Origin of the sequence: Aeromonas sp. 600774, from assembly GCF_049175075.1 — a bacterium.
In the GTDB taxonomy this organism is placed as follows: Bacteria; Pseudomonadota; Gammaproteobacteria; order Enterobacterales; family Aeromonadaceae; genus Aeromonas; species Aeromonas veronii_A.
The window spans coordinates 184,689-210,830 of the sequence record NZ_JAAKUJ010000005.1 but is presented as its reverse complement, the minus strand read 5'-3'; the positions used below and the strand labels follow the sequence as shown (position 1 = coordinate 210,830).

Sequence of the window (26,142 nt, the reverse complement as noted above, 5' to 3'; positions counted from 1 at the left end):
GGTTAGCGTCCTTGTTGATCCGGATTCAGGTGAAGGGCCAGCGCCCGCGAACAGGCTGACAGCGTCAGGGTTAACAGCAAATAGAGGGCGGCCACGGTAAACCACACCTCAAAGGTCAGAAACGTATCGGCAACCAGAGTACGCCCTTCGTTGGTCAGATCGAAGATGGCGATCACACTCACCAGCGCCGAATGTTTGATAAGGGAGACCAGCTCGTTGGTCAGCGGCGGCAAGGTGATGCGCACCAGCTGGGGCAGGATCACCTTACGCAGGGTGATGGCCCGTGACAAGCCAAGCGACTGGGCTGCCTCCCACTGTCCTTTGGGAATGGCCTGTACACCTGCACGCAGCACTTCGGCGGTGAAGGCCCCCTGATAGAGGGAGAGGCTCAACACGGCGCAGGCAAGGGGGGCCAATCCCAGCATGGGGCCCAGCAAGAAATAGAGAATATAGAGCTGCACCAGCTGGGGCGTGGTGCGCACCAGCGCCAGATAGGCGATGGCGAGCCAGGGGCCGAGCCGGGAGGGAAGCAACCGCAGGCTGACCACGCACACACCGACCGCCATCGTGCCCAACAGACTGAGCAGCGCCACCTGCAAAGTGACCAGCAGGCCGTTTAGCAAGGGGCCGGAATAAAAGGTTCCCTCATCCCATTCGCCGAGAAAAGGCAACACCCGCGGCCACTGCCATTCATAGCCCATCTGGCGAGCGCCGCTATAGAGCGCCCAGCCCAGTAGCGCAGAGAGCATCACAGTGCCTGACAACCAGCCGAGCAGGCGGGGGCGTATGAGCCTAGCCATGATAGCTGAGCACCTGTTCGAGGAAGGCCCGGGTGCGCGGATGCCGGGGGGCGTTGAACAGCTGGGCGGGCGGGGCTGACTCGATGATCTTCCCCTCATCCATAAAGAGCACCCGATCCGCCACCTGACGGGCAAAGCCCATCTCGTGAGTAACGCAGATCAGGGTCATCCCCTCGTCAGCCAGCTCGCGGATCACATCGAGCACTTCGCGGATCATCTCGGGGTCGAGGGCGGAGGTGGGCTCGTCAAACAGCATCAGCTCGGGTTGCATGCAGAGGGAGCGGGCGATGGCGACCCGCTGCTGCTGGCCGCCGGAGAGCTGGTGTGGGTACTTGTCGGCCTGTGCCTGAATGCGCACCCGCTCGAGCAGCCCGAGCGCCCGGGCTTTGGCCTCCTGAGGGCGCAACCCCAAGGTATGCACCGGCGCCACCATCAGGTTCTCCAGCACCGTCATATGGGGGAAGAGGTTGAACTGCTGAAACACCATGCCAACCCGACCTTGCAGGCGGCGCAGGTAGGAAGGGGTCACCGGCTCGCCAAACAGGAACAGCTGGCCGCCATCGATCCCCTCCAGCCCGTTGATGGTGCGGATCAGGGTCGATTTTCCCGAGCCTGACGGGCCACAGATAACCCACTTCTCTCCCCGTTCAATGGTGAGATCGATGTGATGAAGAGCCTGAAAGTCGCCATAGAATTTGTCGACGCCACAAAAGCGCACACAGGGTTGCGAGCTGGTCAAGAAGCGGGTTCCACTGAGAATCATTTACGCCATGGTATTGATTTTATAGGGGGATGACAAAGAAAACCCCCTTGTCAGCATCCTGATGGCTATTCACAATGGCGCCATTTCGTGATGACAGGAGCTTTTCATGCGTATTACATCCTTGCTTGCCGATTCGCAGGTGCAGCTGTTGATGCCGCCAGCGGTTCGCTATCGCTGCGTCATTTTTCTGTTGTTGCTGGTGAGTTGGGGCGTGGTGGCAGCCTCCTTGTGGGATGGCTGGGGCGCCATGGCGCTGCTCAACTGGGTGGGCGTGGTCTTTGGTGGTATCACCGGGATCATGGTGTCGCTGCCCCGCAGCTGGCAGCCCTGGCGACTGGCGGAGCTGGGGTGGGATGAACAGCATATCTATCTGCTCAATGGCAACAAGGATGAGGCGCTGGCGCTGCCCCGCAGCCAGCTGGTGGCGCTCGAACGGGAGCGGCGAGTGGGTCACGACGGCCAGTGGCTCGACTTCAGCCTCGATCTGCAACTGAGTGAAGAGGAGCTGGCGGCGGCCATAGCCTTACTGGATCTCAAGGCGGGGGAGCTCCATCTGGTGAGCCCGTCGGTCTATCGCTTCGGCTTTAAACGGGCCTGGCACGGTCGCCGGAGGCTGGCGCAACGGTTGTCAGATCTGCAATCGGCCTGAGTCGACTATTTTCTCGACAATTCTCGGCAAAGCTCAGATACTGCCAGTGACTCGAATTGATCTTGTCTGCACTGTTAACCCAAGAGATCAATCACTTGACGACAGTGTGGAGAAGGCCACGGCATGAAGCCATGGCAGGTCCGGCATAGGGGTTGTGCCCTTACCGTTATGCTGGGAATTGCATAGAGAAGGCACCTTGAATCGAGAGTGGATGGCATGAAGATTTACGTAGGAAATCTGTCGTACCGGATGACGGCCGACGAACTGAAAACCCTGTTCAGCCAGTTTGGACAGGTCGACAAGGTTGATATCATCATCGACCGCGATACCGGCCAGTCAAAGGGGTTTGGTTTTATTGAAATGCCGGTCAATGGTGATGCCGAAAAGGCCATCGCTGGTCTGCATGGCACAGAAGTAGGTGGCCGTACCATCACCGTCAACCAGGCCAAACCGAAGACAGATGCTCCCCGTGGTCGCCCGCAACAGCGCCACCGCTAAGGTGCCTCGGCAATAAAAAAACGGCATGGGTTTCCCCCATGCCGTTTTTGTTTCTGGACGTTTTGCTGTTATCAGGGGACGTCGTAACCGAGCGCCGCCTTGCGGATGCGGAACCACTGCTGGCGGTTCAGCTCGACAGATTCGGCGGCTACGGCGGCAGCAATCCGCTCCCGCTTGCCGGAGCCAATCAATGGCAGCGGCTGGCTTGGCAGCATCATTACCCAAGCGTAGACCACCTGCTCGATAGTCTGGGCGCCCACTTCCTGACGGATCTGCTCCAGTTCGGCACGCAGCGGGGCATAGGCGTCATCGCTGAACAGTCGGCCGCCGCCGAGACATGACCAGGCCATCGGCTTGATGCCAAGCTGCTGGCACTGATCCAGGGTACCATCGAGGGTCCCTTCCTGATGAAGCGGCGAGATCTCCAGCTGGTTGGTGACCAGCGGGAAGGGGAGGCGCGATTGCAGTAGCTCGAACTGACGGGCGGTGAAGTTGGATACCCCGGCGTGCTTGATCTTGCCCGCCAGTTTCAGGGTGATAAAGGCGTCGGCCACTTCATCGGCGTTCATCAGGGGATCCGGGCGATGGATCAGCAGCAGGTCCAGATGGTCGGTGCCGAGCTTGCGCAGCGAGGCCTCGGCGCTGGCGATGATATGGTCCTTGCCGGTGTTGTAGTGGTTGAGAGCATGCTCCGGCTTGGCGGTGAGGGCGATACCGCACTTGGTGACGATCTCCATCCGGCTGCGCATGGAAGGCTCGAGGCGCAGGGCGTGACCAAAGGCCTCTTCGCACTGGTAGCCACCATAGATATCGGCGTGATCGATGGTGGTGACCCCCAGATCCAGATGATATTTCATCAGATCGAGCAGAGCGGCCGGAGAGAGCTGCCACTCCATCAGGCGCCAGTAACCCATGATGAGGCGAGAGAAGGTGGGGCCTTGCGGATGCAAGGCGACACGGGATACAGACATGGTTGACTCCTTGAAAAATACGATGCGAAAACGATGTGCAACATAGATGACTGCGGGCATCTTGGCCTCATGTGGCTGGCAAAGCAATAATGGGCAGTGGCATGATTCGAACTTTGGTTCTGATCGCAGAGTAGGAGAGAGAGTTGGATGGAAGGATTTGCCGAGCGCTTGCAGAGCCTGATCGGAGAGATGAGCGTGAGCGCGTTTGCCCGCAAGGTGGGGCTCAGTGAAGCGCTGATCCGCAAATATTTGAAGGGAGCCGAGCCTGGCCTGGCGCGGGCCAACCAGATCGCCATGGGGGCCAACTGCTCGCTGGAGTGGCTGGCAACCGGCTGCGGTTATCTCTACCGTCAGGCGGAAGTGGTAGACAGGGAGGCGTTGGCAGCGGCGCAGCTACTGCTGGGCGAGCAGCAACCCGGGGTGGGGCTGCCCGATGAGGAGGCACTGGTCACCCTGCTCGCCTATTACCAGTTTTTGCGCACCCACAAGAAAGCGGACGGTTTTCTCGACTTGGCGCTGGCGCGGGAGTTTGGTCGCCATCTGGGGGAAGCGTGATGAGGGGCATATTACCCTTTGGTCGTGTCACGGCCGGTTGATTATTCTGATACGCTCTAAGCAAGATAAATTATCCATGGAACGGGCGATGAGCTACTTGATCCTCGGAAGCGGTGCGCTGGGCTCGGCGCTGGCAAGAGAGCTGATGGCAAGGGAGGAGTCCTTCCTTCTGGCCGGGCGCAACTATCCCAAAGGGATCGAGATGGAGGACTTCTTCCCGCTGCCAGATGTCGATGCCATCTCGTTCGATGCCTTGTTTACCCTCTACGATAGCGATCCGCTTCCCACCGTTGTGATCAATACCATCGGCGTGTTGCACGATGTCAGCTTTATGCCGGAGCGGCGGGTCGAAGAGGTGCACCCCAAGTGGCTGTGCGACAGCCTGCTGGCCAATGCCTGGCCAACACTGGCGCTGGCTGCCCGTTTCAGCCGGTTGATGGGCAATGACCATCCGCTGTGGCTCTGCGCCATCTCCGATCTGGCTGGCTCCATTACCGCCAACCGGGAGGGGGGGCGTTACAGCTACCGGATGAGCAAGGCGGCCCTCGACATGGGGGTTAAAACCCTTGCCCTTGAGTGGACGCAGCGTTTCCCGCACGCGGGGGTGGTGGCGGTGGCCCCCGGTTTGATGGACTCCCCAATGAATACCCCCTTTCTGAGCGAGTTGCCTGCGGATCAATTGCTGGATCCTGCCGAGGTGGCGGTGAAACTGCTCAATCTCGTCAAGGGGTTATCATTGACTCAATCGGGACAGCTATTGGATCTGAACGGTCAGCCGCTGCCCTGGTAAATCCCCCCTGCGGGTTCCCCGGACGCCTATTGGCTTCACATTCTGCTCATGCGCCCCTTGCCAAGCGAGGGGCGCATGGCTAACGTCACTCTCCTGTTTCAGGAGGGATCTCATGCGCTATATCGATTTACGAAGTGACACCGTCACCCAGCCTACTGATGCCATGCGTCAGGCCATGCTCCACGCCGAAGTGGGTGACGATGTCTATGGTGAAGATCCGGGCGTCAACGCGCTGGAGGCCCATGGGGCCAGATTGCTGGGCAAACAGGCGGCGCTGTTTGTGCCATCGGGCACCATGTCTAACCTGCTGGCGGTGATGAGCCACTGTCAGCGTGGGGAGGGGGCCATCCTCGGCAACGCCGCTCACATCTATCGCTATGAAGCGCAGGGGAGTGCCGTGCTGGGCTCTGTGGCCCTGCAACCCTTGCCGATGCAGCGTGACGGCACGCTGGCCTTCGATGATATCAAGGCCGCGCTGGCACCTGATGATGCCCACTTCGTTCAGACTCGCCTGATCTGCCTTGAGAACACCCACAATGGCAAGGTGCTGCCGCTCTCCTATCTGCAGGAGATGGGGACATTCGTTGCCGAACGCGGCTTGAAGCTTCATCTTGATGGTGCCCGGCTCTTTAACGCTGCCGTGGCCAGCGAGATCCCGGTCGCGGTGATCGCCGCACCGTTTGACAGCATCTCGATTTGTCTCTCCAAGGGGTTGGGGGCTCCGGTGGGCTCGCTGCTGGTGGGCAGCCATGATTTCATCGCCCGTGCGCGCCGACTGCGCAAGATGCTGGGGGGCGGCATGCGTCAGGCGGGCATTCTGGCGCAAGCCGGTCTGTTTGCCCTCGAGCAGCATGTGACCCGCCTGGCCGATGATCACCGCCGTGCCAAACGGCTGGCCGAAGGGTTGGCTGCACTGCCGGGCATCGAGCTCGACCTCTCGCTGGTACAGAGCAACATGGTGTTTCTGCGGCTGTGTGAGGGGGAGTCCGCCCCTCTGCTCGCTTTTATGAAAGAGCGGGGGATCCTCTTCTCCGGTTACGGCGAGCTGCGGTTGGTGACCCATCTGCAGATCAACGATGACGATATTGAAGAGGTGATCGACGCCTTCACCGAGTATCTCGGGGCGCGTTGAGACGGCTTGGTGAGGTAGAGGTTATACCGAGACCTGTTTATACCGAAATAACAGAGGACGCCGCGGCGCCCTCTGTTATTTGCAGCAAGCTCACGCCTGCCGCTGACCGCTCATCAGCATGGCCTCATCGGTGGCATCGTAGATCATCACCGCAATGTGGGTTACCTGACCACCGAAATCGGCCAGTGGCACTAGCGTCAGGTTCTGAAACATGTGGGGGGCCGAGCCGGTAATGGGGCGATAGTTGGAGAAGCGCAGCAGATAGGGCTTCTGCTCCCAGGTGCTGAAGGCGCGGTTGTTGAGCTTGAAGACCATGTTGGCCTTGCGCTCGAACCAGGCTCTGTCCACATCGGGAAAGAGCTCGAACAGCATGCCATCGCGTACTTCACCGGCCAGTCGGCCGCTGTGGCTCTCCATAAAGCCGTTCCACACCTGAACCTTGTACTCCTTGTCGAGCACCACCAGGCCTACGTCCAGGTTCTGGACTATGTTCATCAGCCAATGAAATTCACGGATTTCCATAGTCACTCCTAGAGCATGTGCATGATTTTATTGTTCATGGTAGCGATGGAATCTTCGGTAAACAGCAGCAGCAGATCACACTGTACCGCGTAATCCTGGATCCGGTAGTTGATCTCGATAGCGAGGGTGCGGCGCCAGCGACTCTTGTTGGTGTTGATCAGCTCGTTGATGGGTCTGTGCTGACCGAGTACCACTGGATGACCCTGACTGAAGGGGGTATCGAGCTGGTTGGCGTAGCCACGCAGGAAGGCGCCGATCAGCACGTTGGCGGTATCCATCAGCAGCTCCAGTTCGGCGGTGCGATCCAGCGTTCCCTGATGGTTCATCAGCTTGGCCAAATCTTTGAAGCTGGAGTCATGGAACAGGATCAACGCTTCACCAGCGATCCCCGCCCCGATAAAGCCCTGACAAACGGCAGATAGGGTATCCGAATCGGCGGCTGCCGAGAGGGCCATGTGCAGCTCGGAAACCTCCAGCACGTTGACGTTGGGGATGGGTAGCACCACGAAGGCGTTGAGCAGACGGGCCAGCAAGTCGGCCGCCTGACCCATGGAGACGTTGGCCAGCTCCTGATAGACATCGCGAATTTCGGGGGTAATTTTGACGCCCGCATCAGCGACCACGCCGCTTGGCAGCGCCTCGGCGGCACTTGGCTGACCGCTTGGAACAGCACTCCAGAAACCATGTTGTTTAAGCAGGGCAAGCAGGGTATCGGGGGCGGCGGGTTTCTTAATGAAATCGAGCGCCCCCAGCCCCATGACCCGCTGATAGGCCTCTGGCTGGATATCCCCGGAGACCACGATCACCTTGCTGCGCAGCCCTTCCCGTTTCAGGGTCTCCAGCACACCGTAACCGTCCATCTCCGGCATGGTGAGATCGAGAAAGATGAGATCGCCATGGCCCATCAGCACCTGTTCGATCCCTTCAAGGCCATTGGCCGCATAGTGCAAATCGACTTTCCAGTCAGCCGGGAGCGCTCGTGCCAGCTGTTTGCGGGCGAACCCGGAGTCATCACATATCAATACATTCATGGTGTTAGGCAGGCTCTGTTGGCAAGGATTGCTATAAGTGTGGCCCGCTAACAGTCAGATGCAATGTGGGAGGTTATCACCCTGTGAAAATTGGTTATCCCATTGCCGGTTACGATAGCGTGCGGAGTATTTCTCAACAAATTCAGCGAACATCTTAACACGCAACGGGGCGAACTGGTGTTGGCAACACAACATGTAGAAGGGACGATTACCGGTTTGCCAGTCGGTCAGTACCGGCACCAGCTGCTCGTCATGGAGGAAGCTGCTCAGGTAGTGCAGCGGGGCGTTAACGATCCCCAGATGACGTCGAGCTGCGCGCACGGCGGCCTGGGTCTGGTTGACGATCAGTTTGGCGCTGCGTTTGATGCAGACGCTCTGGCCATCTTTGTCTGTCAGCTGCCAGTGCTGGTGTGGCCAGCAGTAGATGAGATCGTGCTCTTCCAGCTGGTTGGGGTGGGAAGGCGTGCCCTTTTTGGTCAGATAGAGCGGTGAGGCAAACAGGCCGTATTCGATATGACCGAGACAGATAGCATTGGGCAGTGACTGGGGCAGCTCACCGTTGAAGAACACCAGATCCCGATCATTGTCGAACAGGTGTTGATGATCATTGGTTTGGGTGATATCGAACTGTACCTCGGGATAGTGCAGTCCGAATTCTGCCAGCATATCGATGAGGATTGTGTTGGAGAGCGCGATCGGTGCGGCTATCCGGATAAGCCCGGTGATATCAGCTTCTTTACCCCGGATTTCGCTGGTGGCTTGTTCAATTTGTGCAAGCGGTGTACAGAGACGCTCATAGTATCTGAGCCCCTCATCGGTAAGACGGAGTTTGCGGGTAGAGCGATGTAACAGGGAACAACCCAGTTGCTCTTCCAGCTGTGAAATGCGTCGACTGATGGTGCCTGTTGGCATGCCCAGTGCGGCAGCAGCGTGGGAGAATCCTCCCTCTTGCACCACCTTGACGAACAGGTAGAACTCTTCGATGTGCTTCATAAACGCTGTTCTGGGTGTAACAAGGGGGCAACCATAAAAAGAGCATCCCGGGTTGGCAAGCGTAATTCAGCGTTTAATTGATCTGGATTCGATTTCTATTGATACCAGTCCACCTCTTTTTTGTCTTCGAACGAGAACGCTTTCTGCTGCACTTTCGTTGTCACTCTCACTGCGACGAGGACTATCGGATCGCTCAAGTGAGAGAGGCGACCTGGCGTGGATCATCTTGTTGGAAAATGACGAGTACGCTGGTCAGGACGAATTTTTTCTCTGCGATGTGAATGTGATGAGAGTCGCGCATGCATCATGTCGGTCTCGTGCGAATAGATAATGTTTTTGAGGTATTTAAGTTCTTTGTTAAGTCGCTATTTTAAGCTGCGTAGCGATTTTTTGTTTGTTTATTCAACGCTCTGGTTAATAAATGAAATTTTTAAGAGGGAAATGCCGCTACGCCCCTCAGTTGACTTTCTTGTCAGTAGGCAGGTGTTTGTTATAAATCGTAAAAATGTTTTTGAAGTATCCAGAGTGCAATTCTTAGTGCTTGTTTTTGCTGGGAAAAAAAGTTAAAAACGAGCAGGTGATTTGTTTTGATTGGCAAGAGTATTGGCTGAGTCCTTTTTTCTGTGGTTGTATTGGCTCTCCTGCTATTGATTTCTGAAATCAGTTTTCTGCTTTTGGCCATCGCGAGAAATAGTGGCCGAGAGGTGTTTTCACCTTGCATTCTGCATACGGCGGTTTGCCCGTTTGTTTCCGGTTCACCAGTGACCATCCAGCATGAACGACTTTGACCAGATGAATACGCTTGACGAAGGGTTACTGAAGACAATGGATGTTCTGCATACCCCTATCTGGGTCTATGACATCGAACATCACCATATTTTCTGGGCAAACCGCGCAGCACTCCCCCTCTGGGAGGCCACCTCCCTTGAAGAGCTCTGTTCCAGGGACTTTTCGGCTGATATGGCGACAGCGATAGCGCTGTTGTTGCAACGCTACCTCGGTGATTTTCAGCAGGGGCGTAGCTATAACGAATGGTGGACTATCTCCCCAAAGGGGGTCAAAAAGCAGATCTATCTACGTCTCTCCGGCATTCAGCTGGCAGGCCGTTTGATGATGATGACCGAAGCTGTTGTCGACTCAGATACCCTCTATCAGGAGTCCTCTTTGGCGACCGGTGATACTCTTGCCTGCCTGTTCGATAGCCACGGTGTATTTGAGAGCGGCAACTACCACTTCGAAATGTGTTTCGGCCACCAGATCGCCAAGCTCTCCCAGGTATTTTCCGGCAATGACGACAGCTTCTACCAGAAGCTCTCCCGTCTCGATGAGGTGGTCACCGAGGGTGAGTGCCGTACCCTCAAGGGGATGCGCTGGTTCCAGTATCAGTTCCGCTATATCCAGCAGGGTGCCCGCATTCTGCTTACCATGCGGGACATTACCGATCGCAAACTCGAGGAGCTGGAGCATCGCCACCTCGCTTGGCACGACTCTCTGACCGGCCTGCTCAATCGTTATGGTTTGATGAAATCCCTTGAGGCCTATTGCGGGCTGGGGGAGCGTTTCGCGCTGGTGTTCATGGATCTCGACAACTTCAAGCTGGTCAACGACAACTACGGCCACAAGGCAGGAGATCGACTGCTGGAGCGGGTCGCCGGCCGCCTCAAACAGATATGCCCGCGGGATGTTGAGCTGGCACGTCTTGGTGGGGACGAGTTTACCGCGTTGGTTCCCTTGGGAAACCAGAGTGAACGCGCCCAGGATGTGGCCGATCAGATGCTCTCCCAGATGACCAAGCCACTGCAACTGAGCGGGCTGCCTGAGGTGACCATCGGCGGCAGTATCGGCATCGCCATCTATCCCGATGATGCGGACGATGGTGACAACCTCATCACCCGTGCCGACATGGCCATGTATCAGGCCAAGCAGATGGGGCGGCTGCGCTGGCAGCGTTTCACCCCCAGCATGCAGCAGACTCTGCAGCGCAAGCTCAATCTCAAGCAATTTCTGGCCAAGGCCATCGGCCGTCAGGAGCTGAGCCTCTGTTATCAGCCACAGGTTGATGCCGCCAAACAGCGCCTGATCGGCTACGAAGCGTTGCTGCGCTGGTACAACCCGGTGCTCGGCCATGTCTCGCCAGTGGAATTTATCCCATTGGCCGAAGAGATGGGGCTGATCCGCGAGATCGGCAGTTGGGTGCTCTCTACCGCGCTGGCACAGATGGCCAGTTGGAAGAAGCGCTTCCATCAGCGGGTGCCAGTCTCCGTCAACCTCTCCGGTTTCCAGCTCTCGTCAGCGCTGCCCGGGCAAGTGCGCGAGCAGCTGGAGCTGCACGGAGTGGATGCCTCCCTGTTGACGCTGGAGCTGACCGAAACCGTGCTGATGCTCGATATGAAGGGGTGCCTCGATATTCTCGATGACTTGAGTGAACTGGGGATCAAGATTGCCATCGACGATTTTGGTACCGGCTACTCATCCCTTGCCTATCTCAATCGTCTGCCCATCGATACAATCAAGCTGGATCGTTCTTTCGTCACAGGCCTCAACCTGCCGGTGATCCGGGCGACCGCCGCCATGGCTACCAATCTGGGGTTGGGGATCATGGCAGAAGGAGTAGAGGAGCCTCACGAGCTGGCTGCACTGCAGACCCAGGGGTGCCATGTGTTCCAGGGGTATCTGTTCAGCAAGCCGCTGACGGTGGTGCAAGTCGAGGCGAGTGGTTTCGTGGTGGAGTGTCAGGTTGGGCGTTATCCACTGCTCAATGCTGTAATGGCAGAGTAACAAGTGTGCGTTAGGCCACAACTTGGGATTTTATCCCGCAATATTTAATCAAAATTAATCACTCTTTTGCGATCGGTCATGAGACGGATTGGCAGAAATTGCTAGCATGCGACCTCGTTTCTAGGGAAAGGAGTATCGCAATAATGAGTCATGCTGCTGTCAATGACCGTCCGGCCAGCCCTCCCAAGGGGTGGCTGAACCGTTTCCTCAATGGCGTCGAGAAAGCCGGGAACAAATTACCCGACCCCGCCATGCTGTTCCTTTATGCCTTGCTGATCGTCTGGGTCGGCTCCTGGGTGTTGTCACAATTCCAGTTTGATCTGGTCAACCCCCGTACCGGGGAGGCGGTAGTGGTCAACAACCTGCTGACCGGTGCCGGTCTGGCCGAGTTTCTCTCCACCATGGTGACCACCTTCACCGGTTTTGCCCCGCTGGGGATCGTACTGGTGGCCATGCTCGGGGTCGGGGTGGCCGAGCAGTCCGGTTTTATCAATACCGGTCTGAAAAAGTTGCTGAAAGTGACGCCTGCCCGTTTTCTCACCCCCATGCTGATCCTGGTAGCGATCGTCAGCCATACCGCTGCAGATGCGGGTTATGTGCTGGTGATCCCCATCGGTGGCATCATCTTCCACGCTGCCGGACGCCATCCGCTGGCGGGGATCGCCGCTGCATTTGCCGGTGTCTCCGGCGGTTTTGCCGCCAACTTCCTGCCATCCGGCGGGGATGCCTTGCTGCAGGGCTTTACCCAGTCCGCCGCTCAGTTGCTCGATCCTGACTACATGGTCAACACCCTGTGCAACATCATCTTTACCGGCGCCTCTTCGCTGTTGATCATCTGTGTCGGCTGGTTCATCACCGAAAAGGTGGTTGAACCGCGCCTCAAGCGCGTAGCACTCAACGAGGATCTGGAAAGTGCCGATGAGATGGGGCGCTACAGCGCGCAAGAGAGCCGGGCCTTCAACTGGGCCGGGTTTGCCATGCTGGCGGCCATCGTACTGCTGGCGTTGGCCCTGTCACCGAGCGATTCACCGCTGCGTGCTGCCGATGGTTCCCTGACCACCTTCGCCGCTCCCGTGATGAAATCCATTGTGCCGCTCATCTTCCTGCTCTTTATCCTGCCCGGGATTGTCTACGGCTTTGTCGCAGGCAGCTTCAAGAGTGGCAAGGATGTGATCGACGCCATGTCGGCCACCATGAACAAGATGGGCTCCTACATGGTGATGGCATTCTTCTGCGCGCTCTTTATCAAGGCGTTCGGTGACTCCAATCTGGGCACCCTGCTGGCCCTCTCCGGCGCAGAAGTGCTCCATGCGCTGGCGCTGCCCGGTGAGGTGACCATCGTCGGGATGATCCTGCTCACCGCCACCGTCAATCTGGTGGTGGGGTCGGCCTCGGCCAAGTGGGCGCTGATCAGCCCGATCCTGGTGCCCATGCTGATGGCGGTGGGGATCTCTCCCGAGCTGACCCAGGCGGCCTATCGGGTCGGTGATTCTGCTTCCAATATCATCACTCCGTTGATGGTCTTCTTCCCGCTGGTGGTGGTCTATTGCCAGCAGTATGTGAAGAGCACCGGGATTGGCACACTGGTCTCCATGATGCTGCCCTACTCACTGGCCTTTCTGGTGAGCTGGACCATCTTTCTGCTGCTCTACTGGGCGCTCGGCTTCCCGCTCGGGTTGCAAGCCCCTTACGTCTATCCGGCCCCTTAAGCCGGGTGTGCGAGGGAGCCTTGGGCTCCCTCGTTTTTTTCGCTATGGTGTTACCTCATTTTGGAGGTGCCATGAATCAGACCATCGATCTTATCCTTTCCCATCGCTCCATTCGTCAGTTCACTGCCGAGCCGATCGCCCCGCAGCAGCTGGATGCCATTCTCGCCGCCGCCCAGTCCGCCTCGACCTCTAGCTTTTTGCAGGTGACCAGTATTGTGCGAGTCAGCGAACCCGAGGCGCGTGAGCAGCTGGCCATGCTGGCGGGCAATCAGCCGTATGTGGTGCAGGCGGCCGAGTTTCTGGTCTTCTGCGCCGATTACCATCGTCACAGCCAGATCGTGCCCGAGGCCCAGACCGGTTATGCGGAGCAGTTGCTGATCGGGGCCATCGACGGCGCCCTGATGGCGCAAAATGCCCTGCTGGCAGCTCAGTCGCTGGGGCTGGGCGGGGTCTATATTGGCGGCATTCGCAACCATCCGGCCGAGGTGAGCGAGCTGCTGGGCTTGCCCCATCAGGTGATCCCGCTGTTTGGTCTCTGCCTTGGTCATCCTGCCCAGCAGCCGGAGCAGAAACCCCGTCTGCCCAGGGGATTGGTGGTGCATCAGGAGCGCTACCAGCACGAGCTGGATCGCGACCTGCTGGCCCGGTACGATCAGCAGATCGCGGACTACTATCAGGCCCGCAGCAGCAACAACAAACAGCAGACCTGGAGTGGCCAGATCCGCGCCATTCTGGGCAAAGAGTCCCGTCCTTTCATGCTGGGCTTCCTGCAATCACGGGGCTTTAACCTCAAGTAATGGCGCTAATAGGCGATACTATGGAGAGATAATCAACATGGTCATCATCCCCTGAGTCTGCAATCTCTCCCTGAGACCGGGGGCACAGCTTGGTGACAAACGTGGGCAAGGGGGGGATCTGCAGGCTACCTTAAGTGGGTAAGCTGTTGTAGGATCACGCAATTGAATAGGAACAGGGGTTTGGACATCCTATGATTTTAACTTTGGTATTGCTGTCTATCGGCGCACTCCTGTTTTTGGTTATCGCCTATAACGTGGTGCAGCAATATAAGCAGAAGGCGGAGGCGGACAAGCGTCACGCCGTTGCCAGACACAAGACTGTGGCCGATGAGACCGAAGAGGTGCTGCTGAACGTCAATCTGGTGCCTTTCTCCAAGAATATGGTGTTGCTGTTGCAGCACCGGATCCTCGATGCTTATCGCGCCATCGCCCAGGTGATGCCCAACAACCAGATCAAGCAGCGTATCGCCGATGTGCAGACCCAGATCAAGAATGTGCAGGAGAACTATAGCGTTCAGGATGAGGGGCAGTTCAAGACCCCGGAGTCCGATCGTCAGGCGATCCAGATGCTGCAACTAGTCAAGAAGATGCGGGCCGTGCTGCGTGTCGAGCACAACAAGGGCAAGATTGACCCTCAGGGGTTCGCCCAGGAAGAGCGTCGCCTCGAGCTGATGCAGCTCAAGATCAACATCTCCAATCTGGTCAAGCGGGCGATGGATGCCCGCATTCAGGGCCAATATGGTACTTGCCGCCAGCTCTATACCAAGGGTCTGTCGGCCATGGCGAGCGTGGGCGACAAGGATCCCTATCTGCTGGCTCGTGAAGAGGATATGCGTCAGGGGCTCAAGGAGCTTGAAGAGCTGCAGCAGCAAAACAGCGCGCAGGATCTGCAAAACATCAAGGACAAGGAAGCCGACGAGCTCGATGTCCTGTTTCAACCCAAGAAGAAATGGTAAGCATGTCCCACCCACTCGATTCCACACTGGGGCCAATGGCCCCATTTGTTTCTCAGCTGTTGGCCGAACTGGCCGCCACTGGCGTCACAATTTCACAGCCAACGGTCGATCACCTCTGTTATCGGGCGGCAACCCTGCAGGAGTACCGCGCGCTATGTGCTGTGTTGGCTGAGGCGGGCACCTTGCTGGTGGAGGGTATGATTGGCGGACGTCCCATCGCCACTTATCAGTTGCATCAGCTGCTGTTGGCTGGTGAGGTACAGGTACCCTGTATCGAGCTGGCTGCACCGAAACCGGGTCGCGTCCATCAGGCGGGGCTGGAACATATCGAGCTGGTGGTTACTTCACTGCAAGATCTGGTAGCGCGCTATCCCGAGCTGCCATTCAAAACCGGCAACATGCAGGATACCCGCAACCCCGATATTGGCCTGATGTTGCCTTCCGGCCAGATCAAGTTTCATCTGCGCCCGCTGGCTGAGGTGATCGCCGAAGAGGTGGCGACCGGTGCTGTGGTCGCGGTGCCTGCGGATTATTTCGATCAGGAGTGCTCCTGCTCTAAATGCGGTGCGAGCCTGACAGGCTCTTGAATAACGCAGCAAAAGGGGTCACCGGTGTGACCCCTTTTGTTATCTGGCGGTGCTGGGTTGCGAGATCGCCATCTGCTCGTGGGTGACCCTGTTTGCGCTGAGCCTGTTACCCGTGTCGGTGGGGGGGCTGGGCGGGCTGTGGCGATTGGCTTCGCTGCTTGAGACGGCCGAGCCAGAGGCTCAAGCCTGCCGTCAGGATGAGGACCAGTTCAATTCCCATGACCAGACCGCCCAGCTCGCCTTGCTCCCAGAAGGGGTGCAGGTAAAGTCCCCCCAGACTCGCCCCCAGATAGTAGGCCACCAGATAGAGGGAGGAGGCGAGGGCCCGGTTGTGTTCGACATGATGACCCACCCAGGCACTGGCACAGGCGTGAGCCAGGAAAAAACCGAAGCTGGAGACCAGCAAGCCGCTCAGGATCCCGAGCAGACTGCCCTGCAGCAGCCACAGACTGCCGATAGCCATCAGCGCGATCCCCACTAGCAGCATCCGTTGTGCCCCCCAGCGGTTGGCAAAGCGGCCGCTCAAGGAGGAGGCTACAGTCCCCGAGAGATAGGTGAGAAACAGCATGCCGAGCCATTGGGTGGGCAGGGAGAAGGGGGGCTTGGCCAGCAGGAAGGTGAGGTAGCTGAACTGGTTCAGAAACACCATAAAGTTGAGGCCGCCAATCAGATAGGCCCCTACCAGCAAGGGATTGGTCAGGTGTTGTTGCAAGGCGCGAGCAAATTGGCCGCGAACGGGGGCGCTCGCCACAAAGCGGGTCTGATGGGGCAGCAGCCAGAAGACCAGCGGCAGCAGTGACAGGCTGATCACTCCAATCCCCAGAAAGGTATGCTGCCAGTCGCCAAACCAGCCTGCCAATAGGCCGCCTACCACCCGACCGGCAATGCCACCGAGGGAGTTGGCGGCAATATAGACCCCCACCGCCGAGAGCAGCGCCCGTTTGCTGAACTCTTCCCCCATATAGGCAATCGCGGTCGCGGGCAGCCCTGCCAGCAGCGCGCCCTGCAGGATGCGCAGCAACAGCAGGGAACCAAACTGCTCAACCAGCGGGATTAACAGTGAGAGCAGGATCGCCAGGGTGAGTGTCCCCAGCATGACTTGCCGACGGCCATGGCGATCCGCCAGTCTGGCGCAGATCAGCAGGGAGGCGGCGAGGCCTGCAGTGCATCCTGCCAGGGTCCAGCTGGCCGAGAGGGAGTTGACCGAGAAGACTTCGGCAATCAGGGGTAACAGGGGATGGGTCTGGTAGAGGTTCAGAAACACCAGAAAAGAGCCCAGGCTGAGGGCCAGGGTTGCACGTATCCACTCGCGACTTCCAACTTCAATCATTGCGTATTGTCCTGACTACTTTTGGTCAGGGTAGAGTCCTTGCGGTTATAAATATAATATATTTAAGTTATCTATCTCATAAGATGAATTGATACATGGATCTGAAACAGCTCACCTATCTGCTGGCGGTCAGGGATGCCGGCTCATTTACCAAGGCAGCCAACAGTCTGCATGTGGCACAACCGGCCATCAGCATGGCCATCGCCAAGCTGGAGCAGCAGCTCGAATTGCGCCTGTTTGATCGACAGGATCGGGCGGTACGGCTCACCCCGGAGGGAGAGGTGCTCTGTCGCCATGCCGAGCGCTTGTTGTTGCAGATGCATCAGGCCGAGGCCGAGATGGCCGAGCTCAAGGGGCTGGAGCGGGGGGAAGTGCGGATCGGGATCCCCTACATGATGGGCTCCTACTATTTCCCCCCTCGTCTGATGGCCTTCAAGCATCGCTATCCCGGCCTCAAGATCCGGGTCGAAGAGGCCGGCACCCGTGAGCTGCTCAGCCGGATGGTGGATGGCTCCCTCGATCTGGCCATTCTCATCACCAGTGATCTCCCCCCCGCCATTGAGGGGGCACATCTGCTGAGCGAAGAGATGTTGATGGTGGTGGGGGACGATCACCCCTTGCGCGGCGAACCGGCCGTCACCCTCTCGCAGTTTTTCGCTCAGGAGTTGGCTTTGTTTCGCCGTGGTTTCTACCACCGGGAGCATATGGAGGCGCTGGCCCAGAGCCTGTGCGTTGAACCCGATATCGCCTTCGAGAGCAATCTTATCCCTCTGCTCAAGGCGGTGGTGCGGCAAGGCTTTGCGGTGACCACCTTCTTGCGGATGGTGCTGGAAGAGGAGCCGGATCTGAGTGGCGTACCCTTCGACCCGCCCATCTACCTAGACCTCTGTGTGGCGTGGCGGCGTGGTGATCCGCTCTCTATGGCCAACCGTGCCTTGCGCGATTTCCTACTCAATGATCGCCCAGCCTGATGGCGGCGGGTCATTGCTGAAAGTTTGTTACTATTAACAGTGGGTTCGCTTGAGGGCTACACCATGAAACTGCAGCAATTGCGCTATATCGTCGAGGTGGCCAACCACAGGCTGAATCTGTCGGCCACCGCCGAGAGCCTCTTTACCTCCCAGCCCGGGATCAGCAAACAGGTGCGGATGCTGGAGGATGAGCTGGGGATCCAGATCTTCGAGCGCAGCGGTAAACACCTGACCCAGATCACCCCCATAGGTCGGGATGTGATCAAAGTGGCCGCCGAGGTGCTGGACAAGGTGGCCACCATCAAGGTGATGGCCAGGCAGCATGTGCATCCGGAGCAGGGAACCCTCACTATTGCCGCTACTCATCTACAAGCCCGTTATATTCTGCCCGCCATCCTCAAGGGATTCATGGCCCGCTTCCCCAAAGTTGCAGTAACTGTGATGCAAGGGAGTGCGGCGCAGTGCCGCGCAGCCGTGCATGATGGCGCTGCTGATCTGCTGCTGGCGGATGAACCGGAGGAGGGGAGCGATCTGCTCATGCTCCCCTCTTTTCAGTGGCAACGGGGCTTGGTGCTGCCCAAGGATCATCCGTTGGCCAAAGCAACATCGCTGACCCCGGCCGAGCTGGTGGAGTTTGCATTGGTGACCGATGGAAGGGCGCTCTCTGCTGCACATGGCACTGATTGCGCTCATGCCGAGAGCCGGATCGCCTGCTGTGCGAGCGACAGCGATGTGCTCAAGACCTATGTCAGACAAGGAATGGGCATCGGAGTGATGGCAACTTTTGCCTGGGAGCCCCAGCGCGATGGTGATCTGCTGCTCAAACAGGTGCCTTGGCTACCTAGTGGCGTTGCCGCTATCGGGTTGCGCAGAGGGGCGTTTTTGTGCGGCTATCTGTATGACCTGATTGGACGTCTCGCGCCGCAATTGACCCGGGAGCGGGTTGAACAATACTGTGCTGCCCGCACTGGCGAAGAGCTTGAAGCTATGCTGGCCAATTTGACCGTGCCACTTAGATAGCTTGGGTTGATGTGTGGTCATCCCAAGAAAAACGCCTCCCAATGGGAGGCGTTTGACAATCTGACATTGGTCAATTCAGGCTCACTTCTTCAGCATATGATCCAGCTTGTTGGCCTTGGTCGACAGATAGAACTCGTTGTGGGGATTGCGCCCTTCCTGCAACGGTACCCGTTCGGCCACCGGAATACCGAAGGATTCCATCGCTTTCATCTTGCGCGGGTTGTTGGTCATCAGTTTGAGAGACTTGACCTCAAGCTGCTTGAGCATATCGGCGCAGATGGTGTAGTCGCGCATATCGGCGGCGAAACCAAGGGCCACGTTGGCTTCCACGGTATCGGCTCCCTGATCCTGCAGGTGATAGGCGCGGATTTTGTTGAGCAAGCCGATGCCTCGGCCCTCTTGACGCACATACAGCAACACGCCACGACCGGCTTTGGCGATATTCTCCATGGCCGCCTGCAACTGGAAACCGCAGTCACAACGCAGGCTGAACAGGGCGTCGCCGGTCAGGCACTCTGAGTGGATCCGGCCCAGCACGGGCTCTTCACCGGTAATGTCGCCCATCACCAGTGCGGCGTGATCTTTGCCTGTGCCGGTTTCCTGAAAACCTACCAGCGTGAAGGTGCCCCAAGGGGTTGGCAATTTGGATTTGGCCACGAGGGTAACGCTGCTCATAGGTTGCTCCTTACTACTAACGGCTCAAAAAAGGGGGCCAGTTTAGCGCGCCTTGTCAGGAACGACCATAAGAACAAGTCCCTGCATTGCTTAATGAAATGTCCAAATGAGATACAAGCACAGCTGTCCGTCGGGGTTTTGGCCCTTTGTGCGGATTGATGACTGCCAGGCTCACCACATTCGGGTATAATCGGCGCCCATTAACCCACCCCTTCGGGATGGGAGCAACACAGTGCAGGAGAGAAGTTATGCCTCAGATGGCCCCCGTAATGACAATTGATGGCCCCAGTGGTGCAGGTAAAGGCACCTTGTGTCAGCTGCTTGCTGAGAAGCTGGGTTGGCACTTGCTGGACTCGGGCGCCATCTATCGGGTGTTGTCCTTGGCCGCCCTGCATCACGATGTAGAGCTGGACAGTGAAGCCTCACTGGTGCCTCTGGCTGCCAATCTGGATGTGCAATTTCAGGTAGAAGGCGATCTGGTCAGGGTGATCCTGGAAGGGGAAGATGTCTCACGCACCATCCGCACCGAAGAAGTGGGTAATGCTGCCAGTAAAATCGCCGCCTTCCCCCGGGTGCGCGAAGCCTTGCTGCGCCGTCAGCGGGCATTTCGTCAGGCTCCGGGTCTGATTGCCGATGGTCGTGACATGGGTACAGTTGTTTTCCCCGAGGCCGAGGTGAAGATTTTCCTCGACGCCAGTGCCGAAGAACGGGCCCAGCGTCGCTATAAGCAGTTGCAAGATAAGGGCTTTGATGTTAACTTTGAGCGTCTTTTAACCGAGATTCGGGAACGTGATGATCGCGACAGAAATCGCGCTACTGCACCCCTGAAACCGGCAGAAGATGCTCTGGTGGTAGACTCTACCGCCATGACCATAGATGAAGTGCTGGCAACAGTGCTCGCCTATGCAGAGCAACAACTTGGTGATGCCAGTGCAAGCTGACATCCGGTCGTCTGCACCAAGGATGGCGCAGATTATTTAAAACAGCCCCGCTTGTGCCGGATTGCAAGTGGATGTTTCATTTGTGACATAAACAATGATCGAATCTTTTGCTCAACTCTTTGAAGAGTCCCTGAACGCCGTTGAAACCCGTCAAGGTTCCATCGTCAAGGGTACTGTCGTTGCTATCGAGAACGGTTTCGTACTGGTTGATGCCGGTCTGAAATCCGAGTCTGCTATCCCGGCTGAAGAATTCAAGAACGCCATGGGCGAGCTGGAAATCAATGTCGGCGACACCGTTGATGTGGCTCTGGACTCTATCGAAGATGGTTTCGGCGAAACCAAGCTGTCCCGCGAAAAAGCCAAGCGCCACGAAGCCTGGCTGCAGCTTGAGAAGGCTTACGAAGAGCAAGCTACCGTTATCGGTATCATCAACGGCAAGGTCAAGGGTGGTTTCACCGTTGAACTGAACGGCATCCGTGCCTTCCTGCCGGGTTCTCTGGTTGACGTGCGTCCGATCCGTGACACCGCTCACCTGGAAAACAAAGAACTCGAGTTCAAAGTCATCAAGCTGGACCAGAAGCGCAACAACGTTGTTGTTTCCCGTCGTGCCGTGATCGAGACCGAGAACACCTCCGAGCGTGAAAGCCTGCTGGCTAACCTGCAAGAAGGTCAAGAAGTTAAGGGTATCGTCAAGAACCTGACCGACTACGGTGCATTCGTAGATCTGGGCGGTGTTGACGGCCTGCTGCACATCACCGACATGGCGTGGAAGCGCGTTAAGCATCCTTCCGAAATCGTCAACGTTGGCGACGAGATCGCTGTCAAGGTTCTGAAGTTCGACCGCGAGCGTACCCGTGTATCCCTGGGTCTGAAGCAGCTGGGCGAAGATCCCTGGGTTGCTATCGCCAAGCGTTACCCGGAGACCACCCGTCTGTCTGGCCGCGTGACCAACCTGACCGACTACGGCTGCTTCGTTGAAATCGAAGAAGGCGTTGAAGGCCTGGTACACGTATCCGAGATGGATTGGACCAACAAGAACATCCACCCGTCCAAAGTTGTTAACGTTGGCGACGTGGTTGACGTGATGGTTCTGGACATCGACGAAGAGCGTCGTCGTATCTCTCTGGGTCTGAAGCAGTGCAAATCCAACCCGTGGCAGCTGTTTGCCGAAACTCACGCCAAAGGCGACCGTGTTTCCGGCAAGATCAAGTCCATCACTGACTTCGGTATCTTCATCGGTCTGGATGGCGGCATCGACGGCCTGGTTCACCTGTCTGACATCTCCTGGAACAACCAGGGCGAAGAAGCCGTGCGTGAATTCAAGAAAGGCGACGAGATCGAAGCCGTTGTTCTGCAAGTGGATCCGGAGCGTGAGCGTATCTCCCTGGGGGTCAAGCAGATCGAAGAAGACCCGTTCAACAAGTACCTGGCTGACAACAAGAAAGGTGCTATTGTGAAGGGTAAGGTTACCGAGGTTGATGCCAAAGGTGCCGTTATCGAACTGGCTGACGGCGTAGAAGGCTACCTGCGTGCCTCCGATGCTGCTCGTGACCGCGTAGAAGACGCCACTCTGGTGCTGTCTGTTGGTGACGAAGTTGAAGCTAAATTCATGGGCGTTGATCGTAAGAACCGCACCGTAAGCCTGTCTGTCCGTGCTAAGGACGAAGCTGACGAGCGTGTTGCTATCGATAGCCTGAACCAGCAAGAAGAAGTTGTGTTCAGCAATGCTATGGCTGAAGCGTTCAAAGCCGCCAAGGGTGAGTAATCCTTGATGCATGAAAAGGGCGGCATTGCGCCGCCCTTTTTTATCCTGGCAAAATGAATATTGCATGTGATCGGGGAAGGAGATTTAACGTTATGACCAAATCAGATCTCATCGAACAACTGGCAGCCAGCCGCATGCATATGCCGGCCAAGGATGTCGAAGCTGCCATCAAGGAGATCCTTGAACAGATGGCGTCGACCTTGCAAAACGGCGACCGGATTGAAATCCGTGGATTTGGCAGTTTTTCACTGCACTATCGTGCGCCCCGCGTGGGTCGCAACCCCAAAACTGGGGACAAGGTTGAACTGACCGGGAAATATGTCCCGCACTTCAAACCAGGTAAAGAGTTGCGCGAGCGCGTCAACATTATTGAATAATGCAGAAATGGGCATACTTCGGGTATGCCTTTTTTGTTTTTGGCGCCGATTCCTGTGCCAATCGTCTTGTTTCTTAAACTCTTTTCCCATTCACTCTAGAGTCTGCCTGCGATTTTAAGGATAATCAGCCTCTCATTAGATACTGACAGGGAGCTCTTATGAAGCGTATTTTGGCCCTCATTCCGCTGGTGCTGATGTTTGTTCTGACCTTGGCGCTCGGCTCGCAAAATGGCCAGCTGGTTCAGTTCAATTACCTGATCGCTCAAGGTGAGTTCTCACTTGCTATGTTGTTGGGTTTCTTCTTCGCTGGCGGTTTTTTATTGGGCTGGTTGGTATTCGGCCTGCTGTTCCTGCGCCTGAAAATGCAAAATCGCACCCTCAACCGCACCATGCGTCGTCAATCCCGCGAGTTGGAGCTGGTCCGGTCTTCGGGTAAGGAATAATGTTCCTCAATGCTTGAACTGCTTTTCCTGCTGTTACCCATCGCCGCTGGTTATGGCTGGTACATGGGGCGCAGGAGTGTTCGCCAGGACACCCAGAAACAGAGCAACCAGTTTTCCCGCCAGTATGTGGCGGGCCTCAACTATTTGTTGTCCGATGAATCCGACAAGGCGGTGGATCTTTTTATCCAACTGCTCGAGGTGGACAGTGAAACCATCGAAACCCACCTCTCTCTCGGCAACCTGTTTCGCCAGCGGGGTGAGGTCGATCGTGCTATCAAGATCCACCAGAATCTGGTGACCCGCCAACTGACCCGGGAGCAGCGTCAGCTTGCCTTGCAGGAGCTTGCGCGCGATTTTCTGGCTGCGGGTTTGCTCGATCGGGCAGAAGCGCTCTGGAACGAGCTGTGTGATGACAGCGATTTTGAAGAGACGGCGTTGGCCCAGCTACTGATTATTCATCAGCAGCTGCGGGATTGGGACAAGGCCATTGATGTGGCGGTTCGTCTGCAAAAATTCCAAGGCAAGAAGCTGGCCGATCCCATTTCCCATTTCTATTGCGAACAAGCCGAGATCGCGTTGCGCGAGGACAAGAAAGGGGAGGGGCTGGCCAAGCTCAAACGGGCGCTCAGTATCAATCCGGCGTGTGCCCGGGCCAGTTTGCGCCTCGCTGAGCTCGCCATGGCTGAGGGGCTGTATGAGCAGGCCAGCAAGGAGTTACTGCGGGTGTTCGAGCAGGATATCGACTTTGCCTCCGAGGCAATGCCCAAATTGCTCGAGTGCTATCAGCAGTTGGGTCGCACGCCCGCCTTGATCCCGCTGCTTGAAAAGGCAGTGGAGGATCATGCCGGCGTCAGCGTGACATTGGCCCTTGCCAAGCTGGTTGAAGAGCGTGATGGCCTGAGCCAGGCCCGTTCGCTGGTGCTGCGTCAGCTGCGTCGTCATCCGTCAATGAAAGGTTTTTACCAGCTGGTGGGTTTTCAGCTGGCCAGTGCGGAAGAGGGACCCGCCAAGGAGAGCCTCGAGCTGCTGCAACAGCTGGTCGGCGAGCAGATCAAAATCAAGTCAACCCACAAGTGTCGGCAGTGCGGCTTTGCCACTCACTCGCTGTTCTGGCAGTGCCCGTCTTGTCGCCAGTGGGGTTCCATCAAGCCGATCCGTGGTCTGGACGGTGAATAACAAGCAATAGGATGTGAGATGCAAGATCCCAAAGTACTGGTAGCGCTGGATTATCAGCACGAGGCAGATGCCTTAGCGTTCGTTGAACGTATCTCTCCGGCACTGTGCCGTCTCAAGGTAGGCAAGGAGATGTTTACCCTGTTTGGCCCGCAGTATGTACGCCAGCTGGTGGCCAAGGGATTCGATGTCTTTCTGGATCTGAAGTTTCACGATATTCCCAATACCGTTGCCAAAGCCGTGGCAGCCAGTGCCGAGCTCGGTGTCTGGATGGTCAACGTGCATGCCAGTGGTGGTGAGCGGATGATGCGTGCCGCCAAAGAGGCGTTACTGCCTTATGGTGACAAAGCGCCCCTGCTTATCGGTGTGACCGTGCTGACCAGCATGGAACAGTCCGACATGATCCCCCTTGGTCTGGATGTGAGCCCAGCCGAGCAGGTGATCCGGCTGGCCACCCTGACCAAAACATCCGGTCTGGATGGGGTGGTCTGCTCTGCCAACGAGGCCCATGAGCTGAAAGCCTTGCTGGGCGCCGATTTCAAACTGGTGACCCCGGGTATTCGCCCGACCGGTTCAGCGGTGGGGGATCAGCGCCGGGTGATGACACCCAAAGCGGCGGTCGAGGCGGGAGCCGATTATCTGGTTATCGGTCGCCCCATTACGCAGGCTGCCGATCCGGCCGCCATGCTGGCCAGCATCAATGCCGAGCTGGTTGGTGCGTAACAGGCTCACTCAGTGATACACGGTGCAGGCCGAGCAACAGGCCTGCACCGGCCCCGATAAGATGAGAGCCGATGTGTACCCTGGCATTGATCAGGGTGGATATCGGGCTCTCTCCTGCGTTGTAGAAGTCCATCGCCAGCTTGAGCCCCATCCCTGCCAACAGTAGCCAGCCCGACGTGCGGCGTCCGTGGCGGATATCCTGCATTGCCCCCCAGACAAACAGACCATGCAGCGAGCCGGATAGTCCCATGTACCACTGGGTCTGCGGGCACCACCACCAGATCCCCAAGCCCACTGCCAGCCAGAGCAGCAACATCAGCAGCGGCAGGCGAGCCCCACCCAGATAGTCGCGAAACAGGCTATAGAGGATGGCGAGGCCCCCCAGATTGAGCAGCAGGTGCCACAGATTGGTATGAGCCAGATTGCCTGTTATGATCCGCCACCCTTCGCCCCCGGCGATCAAGGGCCGATCGAAGGAGAGCTGAAGATTGGGTACGGTAAAGAAGAGTAGCAAGCTGGTGAGAGAGAGCGTGATAACCCAGAGAAATCCAGATTTGTCTGACAACATGAAACAGTCCAACGACAAGAACAGTCGATACTGTACACGTTGCACCCGAGCCCTCAAAGCCTGCCTGTGCGATTATATTGTGCCGGTTGACAATCACACGCCCCTCTATATCTTGCAGCACCCCAACGAGGTGGCACATCCCAAGGGGACTGCGGCGCTGCTGGCAGCCTCTTTGCAACAGTGCGAGATCCATGTGGGTGAGGACTTTTCCCGCGATGAGTGGCTTGATGGGTTGCTTGCAGATCCTTCCCGTCGCTGCTATCTACTCTGGCCGGATGAGGATGCCATTTCGCTGACCGATCTTCGCCAACAGCTGGAGAGTGAACCCTCTGGCAAAACGTCCATCGCCTTTATCTTGCTTGACGGCACCTGGCGTAAAGCCTATCGCATGTTGCAGAGCAACCCGACACTGGCCCGCTTGCCCCGCATCGGCATTGGTGCCATTGCCGGTCAATATGCCATTCGCAAGAAACCCTTTCCCGATGCCCTCTCTACCATAGAGGCGGGCTATCACCTTTTGTCCCGATGGGAGGGGAGGCTGGAGCGCTATGCGCCCTTGCTGACCCTGTTCAATCGGTTGAATACCCAGTGGCAGGACTTTGCCGAAGGCCGCCGCGCGTGACAA

28 protein-coding genes are annotated in these 26,142 nt (G+C 57.3%); 19 read left to right on the top strand and 9 right to left on the bottom strand.

The features are described from left to right. Positions 1-2: 2 nt before the first annotated feature. Together G5171_RS07755 and G5171_RS07750 are read right to left on the bottom strand one after the other, a co-directional pair. Positions 3-800 carry an amino acid ABC transporter permease gene (locus tag G5171_RS07755; protein ID WP_421260022.1) on the bottom strand — a complete coding sequence of 266 codons (798 nt, stop codon included), beginning with the start codon at positions 798-800 and terminating at the stop codon, positions 3-5. Further along, positions 793-1,563, bottom strand: a complete 771-nt coding sequence (locus tag G5171_RS07750) for an amino acid ABC transporter ATP-binding protein (protein ID WP_127006476.1) — start codon at positions 1,561-1,563, stop codon at positions 793-795. The genes G5171_RS07755 and G5171_RS07750 overlap by 8 nt, the downstream gene beginning before the upstream one ends. 106 nt (positions 1,564-1,669) lie before the next feature. Between G5171_RS07750 and G5171_RS07745 the strand changes: the two genes are divergently transcribed. Next, a complete protein-coding gene (locus G5171_RS07745; protein WP_304520823.1) occupies positions 1,670-2,212 on the top strand; it encodes a hypothetical protein in 543 nt (180 codons plus the stop codon). Positions 2,213-2,428: 216 nt separating this feature from the next. Beyond that, positions 2,429-2,710, top strand: a complete 282-nt coding sequence (locus G5171_RS07740) for an RNA recognition motif domain-containing protein (protein WP_005337180.1) — start codon at positions 2,429-2,431, stop codon at positions 2,708-2,710. Positions 2,711-2,781: 71 nt separating this feature from the next. On the opposite strand, the gene G5171_RS07735 is transcribed toward G5171_RS07740, so the two are convergent. Continuing rightward, a complete protein-coding gene (locus G5171_RS07735) occupies positions 2,782-3,681 on the bottom strand; it encodes an aldo/keto reductase (protein ID WP_304520824.1) in 900 nt (299 codons plus the stop codon). Positions 3,682-3,828: 147 nt separating this feature from the next. Between G5171_RS07735 and G5171_RS07730 the strand changes: the two genes are divergently transcribed. The 3 genes from G5171_RS07730 (at position 3,829) to ltaE (ending at position 6,158) form a co-directional block, all read left to right on the top strand. Continuing rightward, a complete protein-coding gene (locus tag G5171_RS07730; RefSeq protein WP_005351138.1) occupies positions 3,829-4,236 on the top strand; it encodes a helix-turn-helix domain-containing protein in 408 nt (135 codons plus the stop codon). Positions 4,237-4,324: 88 nt separating this feature from the next. Further along, positions 4,325-5,026 (top strand): short-chain dehydrogenase, encoded by a 702-nt coding sequence (locus G5171_RS07725; protein ID WP_304520825.1) that lies wholly within the window; start codon positions 4,325-4,327, stop codon positions 5,024-5,026. Between the two features lie 112 nt (positions 5,027-5,138). Beyond that, positions 5,139-6,158, top strand: a complete 1,020-nt coding sequence (gene ltaE / locus G5171_RS07720; RefSeq protein ID WP_304520826.1) for a low-specificity L-threonine aldolase — start codon at positions 5,139-5,141, stop codon at positions 6,156-6,158. Positions 6,159-6,248: 90 nt separating this feature from the next. Here the strand turns inward: ltaE and G5171_RS07715 are convergent, their stop codons facing one another. From G5171_RS07715 to G5171_RS07705, 3 genes are read right to left on the bottom strand one after another with little or no spacing between them, the layout of a single operon-like run. Next, positions 6,249-6,680: a PAS domain-containing protein gene (locus G5171_RS07715; protein ID WP_421251432.1), complete on the bottom strand. Its 432-nt coding sequence runs from the start codon at positions 6,678-6,680 to the stop codon at positions 6,249-6,251. Positions 6,681-6,688: 8 nt separating this feature from the next. Further along, entirely contained in the window at positions 6,689-7,711 is a 1,023-nt protein-coding gene (locus tag G5171_RS07710; protein WP_216978987.1) for a response regulator, read from the bottom strand. Positions 7,712-7,765: 54 nt separating this feature from the next. Further along, positions 7,766-8,704, bottom strand: a complete 939-nt coding sequence (locus G5171_RS07705) for a LysR family transcriptional regulator (protein ID WP_337072945.1) — start codon at positions 8,702-8,704, stop codon at positions 7,766-7,768. A gap of 825 nt (positions 8,705-9,529) precedes the next feature. Between G5171_RS07705 and G5171_RS07700 the strand changes: the two genes are divergently transcribed. The 5 genes from G5171_RS07700 to G5171_RS07680 all read left to right on the top strand — a co-directional run bounded on the left by G5171_RS07700 (position 9,530) and on the right by G5171_RS07680 (position 15,531). Continuing rightward, positions 9,530-11,482, top strand: coding sequence for a putative bifunctional diguanylate cyclase/phosphodiesterase (locus tag G5171_RS07700; protein ID WP_337072963.1), 1,953 nt, complete (start codon positions 9,530-9,532; stop codon positions 11,480-11,482). Between the two features lie 143 nt (positions 11,483-11,625). Next, positions 11,626-13,191, top strand: coding sequence for an AbgT family transporter (locus G5171_RS07695; protein WP_337072944.1), 1,566 nt, complete (start codon positions 11,626-11,628; stop codon positions 13,189-13,191). 71 nt (positions 13,192-13,262) lie between these two features. Beyond that, the gene (nfsA, locus tag G5171_RS07690) at positions 13,263-13,988 is read left to right on the top strand and encodes an oxygen-insensitive NADPH nitroreductase (RefSeq protein WP_421244262.1); all 726 of its coding nucleotides are present in this window, start codon (positions 13,263-13,265) and stop codon (positions 13,986-13,988) included. Between the two features lie 191 nt (positions 13,989-14,179). Continuing rightward, entirely contained in the window at positions 14,180-14,944 is a 765-nt protein-coding gene (locus G5171_RS07685; protein WP_005346503.1) for a hypothetical protein, read from the top strand. Next, on the top strand, positions 14,938-15,531 hold the full coding sequence (locus tag G5171_RS07680) for a VOC family protein (RefSeq protein ID WP_421251429.1): 594 nt from the start codon (positions 14,938-14,940) through the stop codon (positions 15,529-15,531). The genes G5171_RS07685 and G5171_RS07680 overlap by 7 nt, the downstream gene beginning before the upstream one ends. Before the next feature lie 106 nt (positions 15,532-15,637). Here G5171_RS07680 and G5171_RS07675 read toward each other — a convergent pair whose 3' ends face one another. Continuing rightward, on the bottom strand, positions 15,638-16,861 hold the full coding sequence (locus tag G5171_RS07675; RefSeq protein WP_421260021.1) for an MFS transporter: 1,224 nt from the start codon (positions 16,859-16,861) through the stop codon (positions 15,638-15,640). A gap of 95 nt (positions 16,862-16,956) precedes the next feature. Here G5171_RS07675 and G5171_RS07670 point away from each other — a divergent pair, with 95 nt between their 5' ends. Both G5171_RS07670 and G5171_RS07665 read left to right on the top strand, forming a co-directional pair. Further along, positions 16,957-17,832 carry a LysR family transcriptional regulator gene (locus G5171_RS07670; RefSeq protein ID WP_421260020.1) on the top strand — a complete coding sequence of 292 codons (876 nt, stop codon included), beginning with the start codon at positions 16,957-16,959 and terminating at the stop codon, positions 17,830-17,832. 63 nt (positions 17,833-17,895) lie between these two features. Continuing rightward, positions 17,896-18,852: a LysR substrate-binding domain-containing protein gene (locus tag G5171_RS07665; protein WP_421251427.1), complete on the top strand. Its 957-nt coding sequence runs from the start codon at positions 17,896-17,898 to the stop codon at positions 18,850-18,852. 81 nt (positions 18,853-18,933) lie between these two features. On the opposite strand, the gene ribA is transcribed toward G5171_RS07665, so the two are convergent. Continuing rightward, a complete protein-coding gene (gene ribA, locus G5171_RS07660; RefSeq protein WP_005337152.1) occupies positions 18,934-19,527 on the bottom strand; it encodes a GTP cyclohydrolase II in 594 nt (197 codons plus the stop codon). Between the two features lie 248 nt (positions 19,528-19,775). Here ribA and cmk point away from each other — a divergent pair, with 248 nt between their 5' ends. The 6 genes from cmk to pyrF all read left to right on the top strand — a co-directional run bounded on the left by cmk (position 19,776) and on the right by pyrF (position 24,949). Continuing rightward, on the top strand, positions 19,776-20,468 hold the full coding sequence (cmk, locus tag G5171_RS07655) for a (d)CMP kinase (protein WP_005351160.1): 693 nt from the start codon (positions 19,776-19,778) through the stop codon (positions 20,466-20,468). 94 nt (positions 20,469-20,562) lie between these two features. Then, positions 20,563-22,233: a 30S ribosomal protein S1 gene (gene rpsA, locus G5171_RS07650; RefSeq protein WP_005346482.1), complete on the top strand. Its 1,671-nt coding sequence runs from the start codon at positions 20,563-20,565 to the stop codon at positions 22,231-22,233. 92 nt (positions 22,234-22,325) lie between these two features. Then, positions 22,326-22,610 (top strand): integration host factor subunit beta, encoded by a 285-nt coding sequence (gene ihfB, locus G5171_RS07645; protein WP_005299934.1) that lies wholly within the window; start codon positions 22,326-22,328, stop codon positions 22,608-22,610. Between the two features lie 158 nt (positions 22,611-22,768). Then, positions 22,769-23,053 carry a LapA family protein gene (locus G5171_RS07640; RefSeq protein ID WP_337072939.1) on the top strand — a complete coding sequence of 95 codons (285 nt, stop codon included), beginning with the start codon at positions 22,769-22,771 and terminating at the stop codon, positions 23,051-23,053. Between the two features lie 9 nt (positions 23,054-23,062). Continuing rightward, positions 23,063-24,229 carry a lipopolysaccharide assembly protein LapB gene (lapB, locus tag G5171_RS07635; RefSeq protein ID WP_337072938.1) on the top strand — a complete coding sequence of 389 codons (1,167 nt, stop codon included), beginning with the start codon at positions 23,063-23,065 and terminating at the stop codon, positions 24,227-24,229. 18 nt (positions 24,230-24,247) lie between these two features. Beyond that, the gene (pyrF, locus tag G5171_RS07630) at positions 24,248-24,949 is read left to right on the top strand and encodes an orotidine-5'-phosphate decarboxylase (RefSeq protein WP_421260019.1); all 702 of its coding nucleotides are present in this window, start codon (positions 24,248-24,250) and stop codon (positions 24,947-24,949) included. Here pyrF and rrtA read toward each other — a convergent pair. Then, positions 24,924-25,517 (bottom strand): rhombosortase, encoded by a 594-nt coding sequence (gene rrtA / locus G5171_RS07625; RefSeq protein WP_421251425.1) that lies wholly within the window; start codon positions 25,515-25,517, stop codon positions 24,924-24,926. The genes pyrF and rrtA overlap by 26 nt on opposite strands. Here rrtA and G5171_RS07620 point away from each other — a divergent pair. Next, positions 25,516-26,139, top strand: coding sequence for a tRNA-uridine aminocarboxypropyltransferase (locus G5171_RS07620; RefSeq protein ID WP_337072935.1), 624 nt, complete (start codon positions 25,516-25,518; stop codon positions 26,137-26,139). The genes rrtA and G5171_RS07620 overlap by 2 nt on opposite strands. Positions 26,140-26,142: the final 3 nt, after the last annotated feature.

Bases quoted from the DNA above. Each gene is read 5' to 3' on its own strand.
- G5171_RS07680 (WP_421251429.1), top strand. From the start codon at position 14,938: ATGGTAAGCATGTCCCACCCACTCGATTCCACACTGGGGCCAATGGCC.
- ltaE (WP_304520826.1), top strand. From the start codon at position 5,139: ATGCGCTATATCGATTTACGAAGTGACACCGTCACCCAGCCTACTGAT.
- G5171_RS07730 (WP_005351138.1), top strand. From the start codon at position 3,829: ATGGAAGGATTTGCCGAGCGCTTGCAGAGCCTGATCGGAGAGATGAGC.
- G5171_RS07710 (WP_216978987.1), bottom strand. From the start codon at position 7,711: ATGAATGTATTGATATGTGATGACTCCGGGTTCGCCCGCAAACAGCTG.
- G5171_RS07705 (WP_337072945.1), bottom strand. From the start codon at position 8,704: ATGAAGCACATCGAAGAGTTCTACCTGTTCGTCAAGGTGGTGCAAGAG.
- G5171_RS07675 (WP_421260021.1), bottom strand. From the start codon at position 16,861: ATGATTGAAGTTGGAAGTCGCGAGTGGATACGTGCAACCCTGGCCCTC.
- pyrF (WP_421260019.1), top strand. From the start codon at position 24,248: ATGCAAGATCCCAAAGTACTGGTAGCGCTGGATTATCAGCACGAGGCA.
- G5171_RS07750 (WP_127006476.1), bottom strand. From the start codon at position 1,563: ATGATTCTCAGTGGAACCCGCTTCTTGACCAGCTCGCAACCCTGTGTG.
- ihfB (WP_005299934.1), top strand. From the start codon at position 22,326: ATGACCAAATCAGATCTCATCGAACAACTGGCAGCCAGCCGCATGCAT.
- G5171_RS07700 (WP_337072963.1), top strand. From the start codon at position 9,530: ATGGATGTTCTGCATACCCCTATCTGGGTCTATGACATCGAACATCAC.
- G5171_RS07670 (WP_421260020.1), top strand. From the start codon at position 16,957: ATGGATCTGAAACAGCTCACCTATCTGCTGGCGGTCAGGGATGCCGGC.
- rrtA (WP_421251425.1), bottom strand. From the start codon at position 25,517: ATGTTGTCAGACAAATCTGGATTTCTCTGGGTTATCACGCTCTCTCTC.
- G5171_RS07735 (WP_304520824.1), bottom strand. From the start codon at position 3,681: ATGTCTGTATCCCGTGTCGCCTTGCATCCGCAAGGCCCCACCTTCTCT.
- G5171_RS07755 (WP_421260022.1), bottom strand. From the start codon at position 800: ATGGCTAGGCTCATACGCCCCCGCCTGCTCGGCTGGTTGTCAGGCACT.
- rpsA (WP_005346482.1), top strand. From the start codon at position 20,563: ATGATCGAATCTTTTGCTCAACTCTTTGAAGAGTCCCTGAACGCCGTT.
- G5171_RS07685 (WP_005346503.1), top strand. From the start codon at position 14,180: ATGATTTTAACTTTGGTATTGCTGTCTATCGGCGCACTCCTGTTTTTG.
- ribA (WP_005337152.1), bottom strand. From the start codon at position 19,527: ATGAGCAGCGTTACCCTCGTGGCCAAATCCAAATTGCCAACCCCTTGG.
- nfsA (WP_421244262.1), top strand. From the start codon at position 13,263: ATGAATCAGACCATCGATCTTATCCTTTCCCATCGCTCCATTCGTCAG.
- G5171_RS07745 (WP_304520823.1), top strand. From the start codon at position 1,670: ATGCGTATTACATCCTTGCTTGCCGATTCGCAGGTGCAGCTGTTGATG.
- G5171_RS07740 (WP_005337180.1), top strand. From the start codon at position 2,429: ATGAAGATTTACGTAGGAAATCTGTCGTACCGGATGACGGCCGACGAA.
- G5171_RS07715 (WP_421251432.1), bottom strand. From the start codon at position 6,680: ATGGAAATCCGTGAATTTCATTGGCTGATGAACATAGTCCAGAACCTG.
- G5171_RS07640 (WP_337072939.1), top strand. From the start codon at position 22,769: ATGAAGCGTATTTTGGCCCTCATTCCGCTGGTGCTGATGTTTGTTCTG.
- cmk (WP_005351160.1), top strand. From the start codon at position 19,776: ATGCCTCAGATGGCCCCCGTAATGACAATTGATGGCCCCAGTGGTGCA.
- G5171_RS07620 (WP_337072935.1), top strand. From the start codon at position 25,516: ATGAAACAGTCCAACGACAAGAACAGTCGATACTGTACACGTTGCACC.
- G5171_RS07665 (WP_421251427.1), top strand. From the start codon at position 17,896: ATGAAACTGCAGCAATTGCGCTATATCGTCGAGGTGGCCAACCACAGG.
- G5171_RS07695 (WP_337072944.1), top strand. From the start codon at position 11,626: ATGAGTCATGCTGCTGTCAATGACCGTCCGGCCAGCCCTCCCAAGGGG.
- G5171_RS07725 (WP_304520825.1), top strand. From the start codon at position 4,325: ATGAGCTACTTGATCCTCGGAAGCGGTGCGCTGGGCTCGGCGCTGGCA.
- lapB (WP_337072938.1), top strand. From the start codon at position 23,063: ATGCTTGAACTGCTTTTCCTGCTGTTACCCATCGCCGCTGGTTATGGC.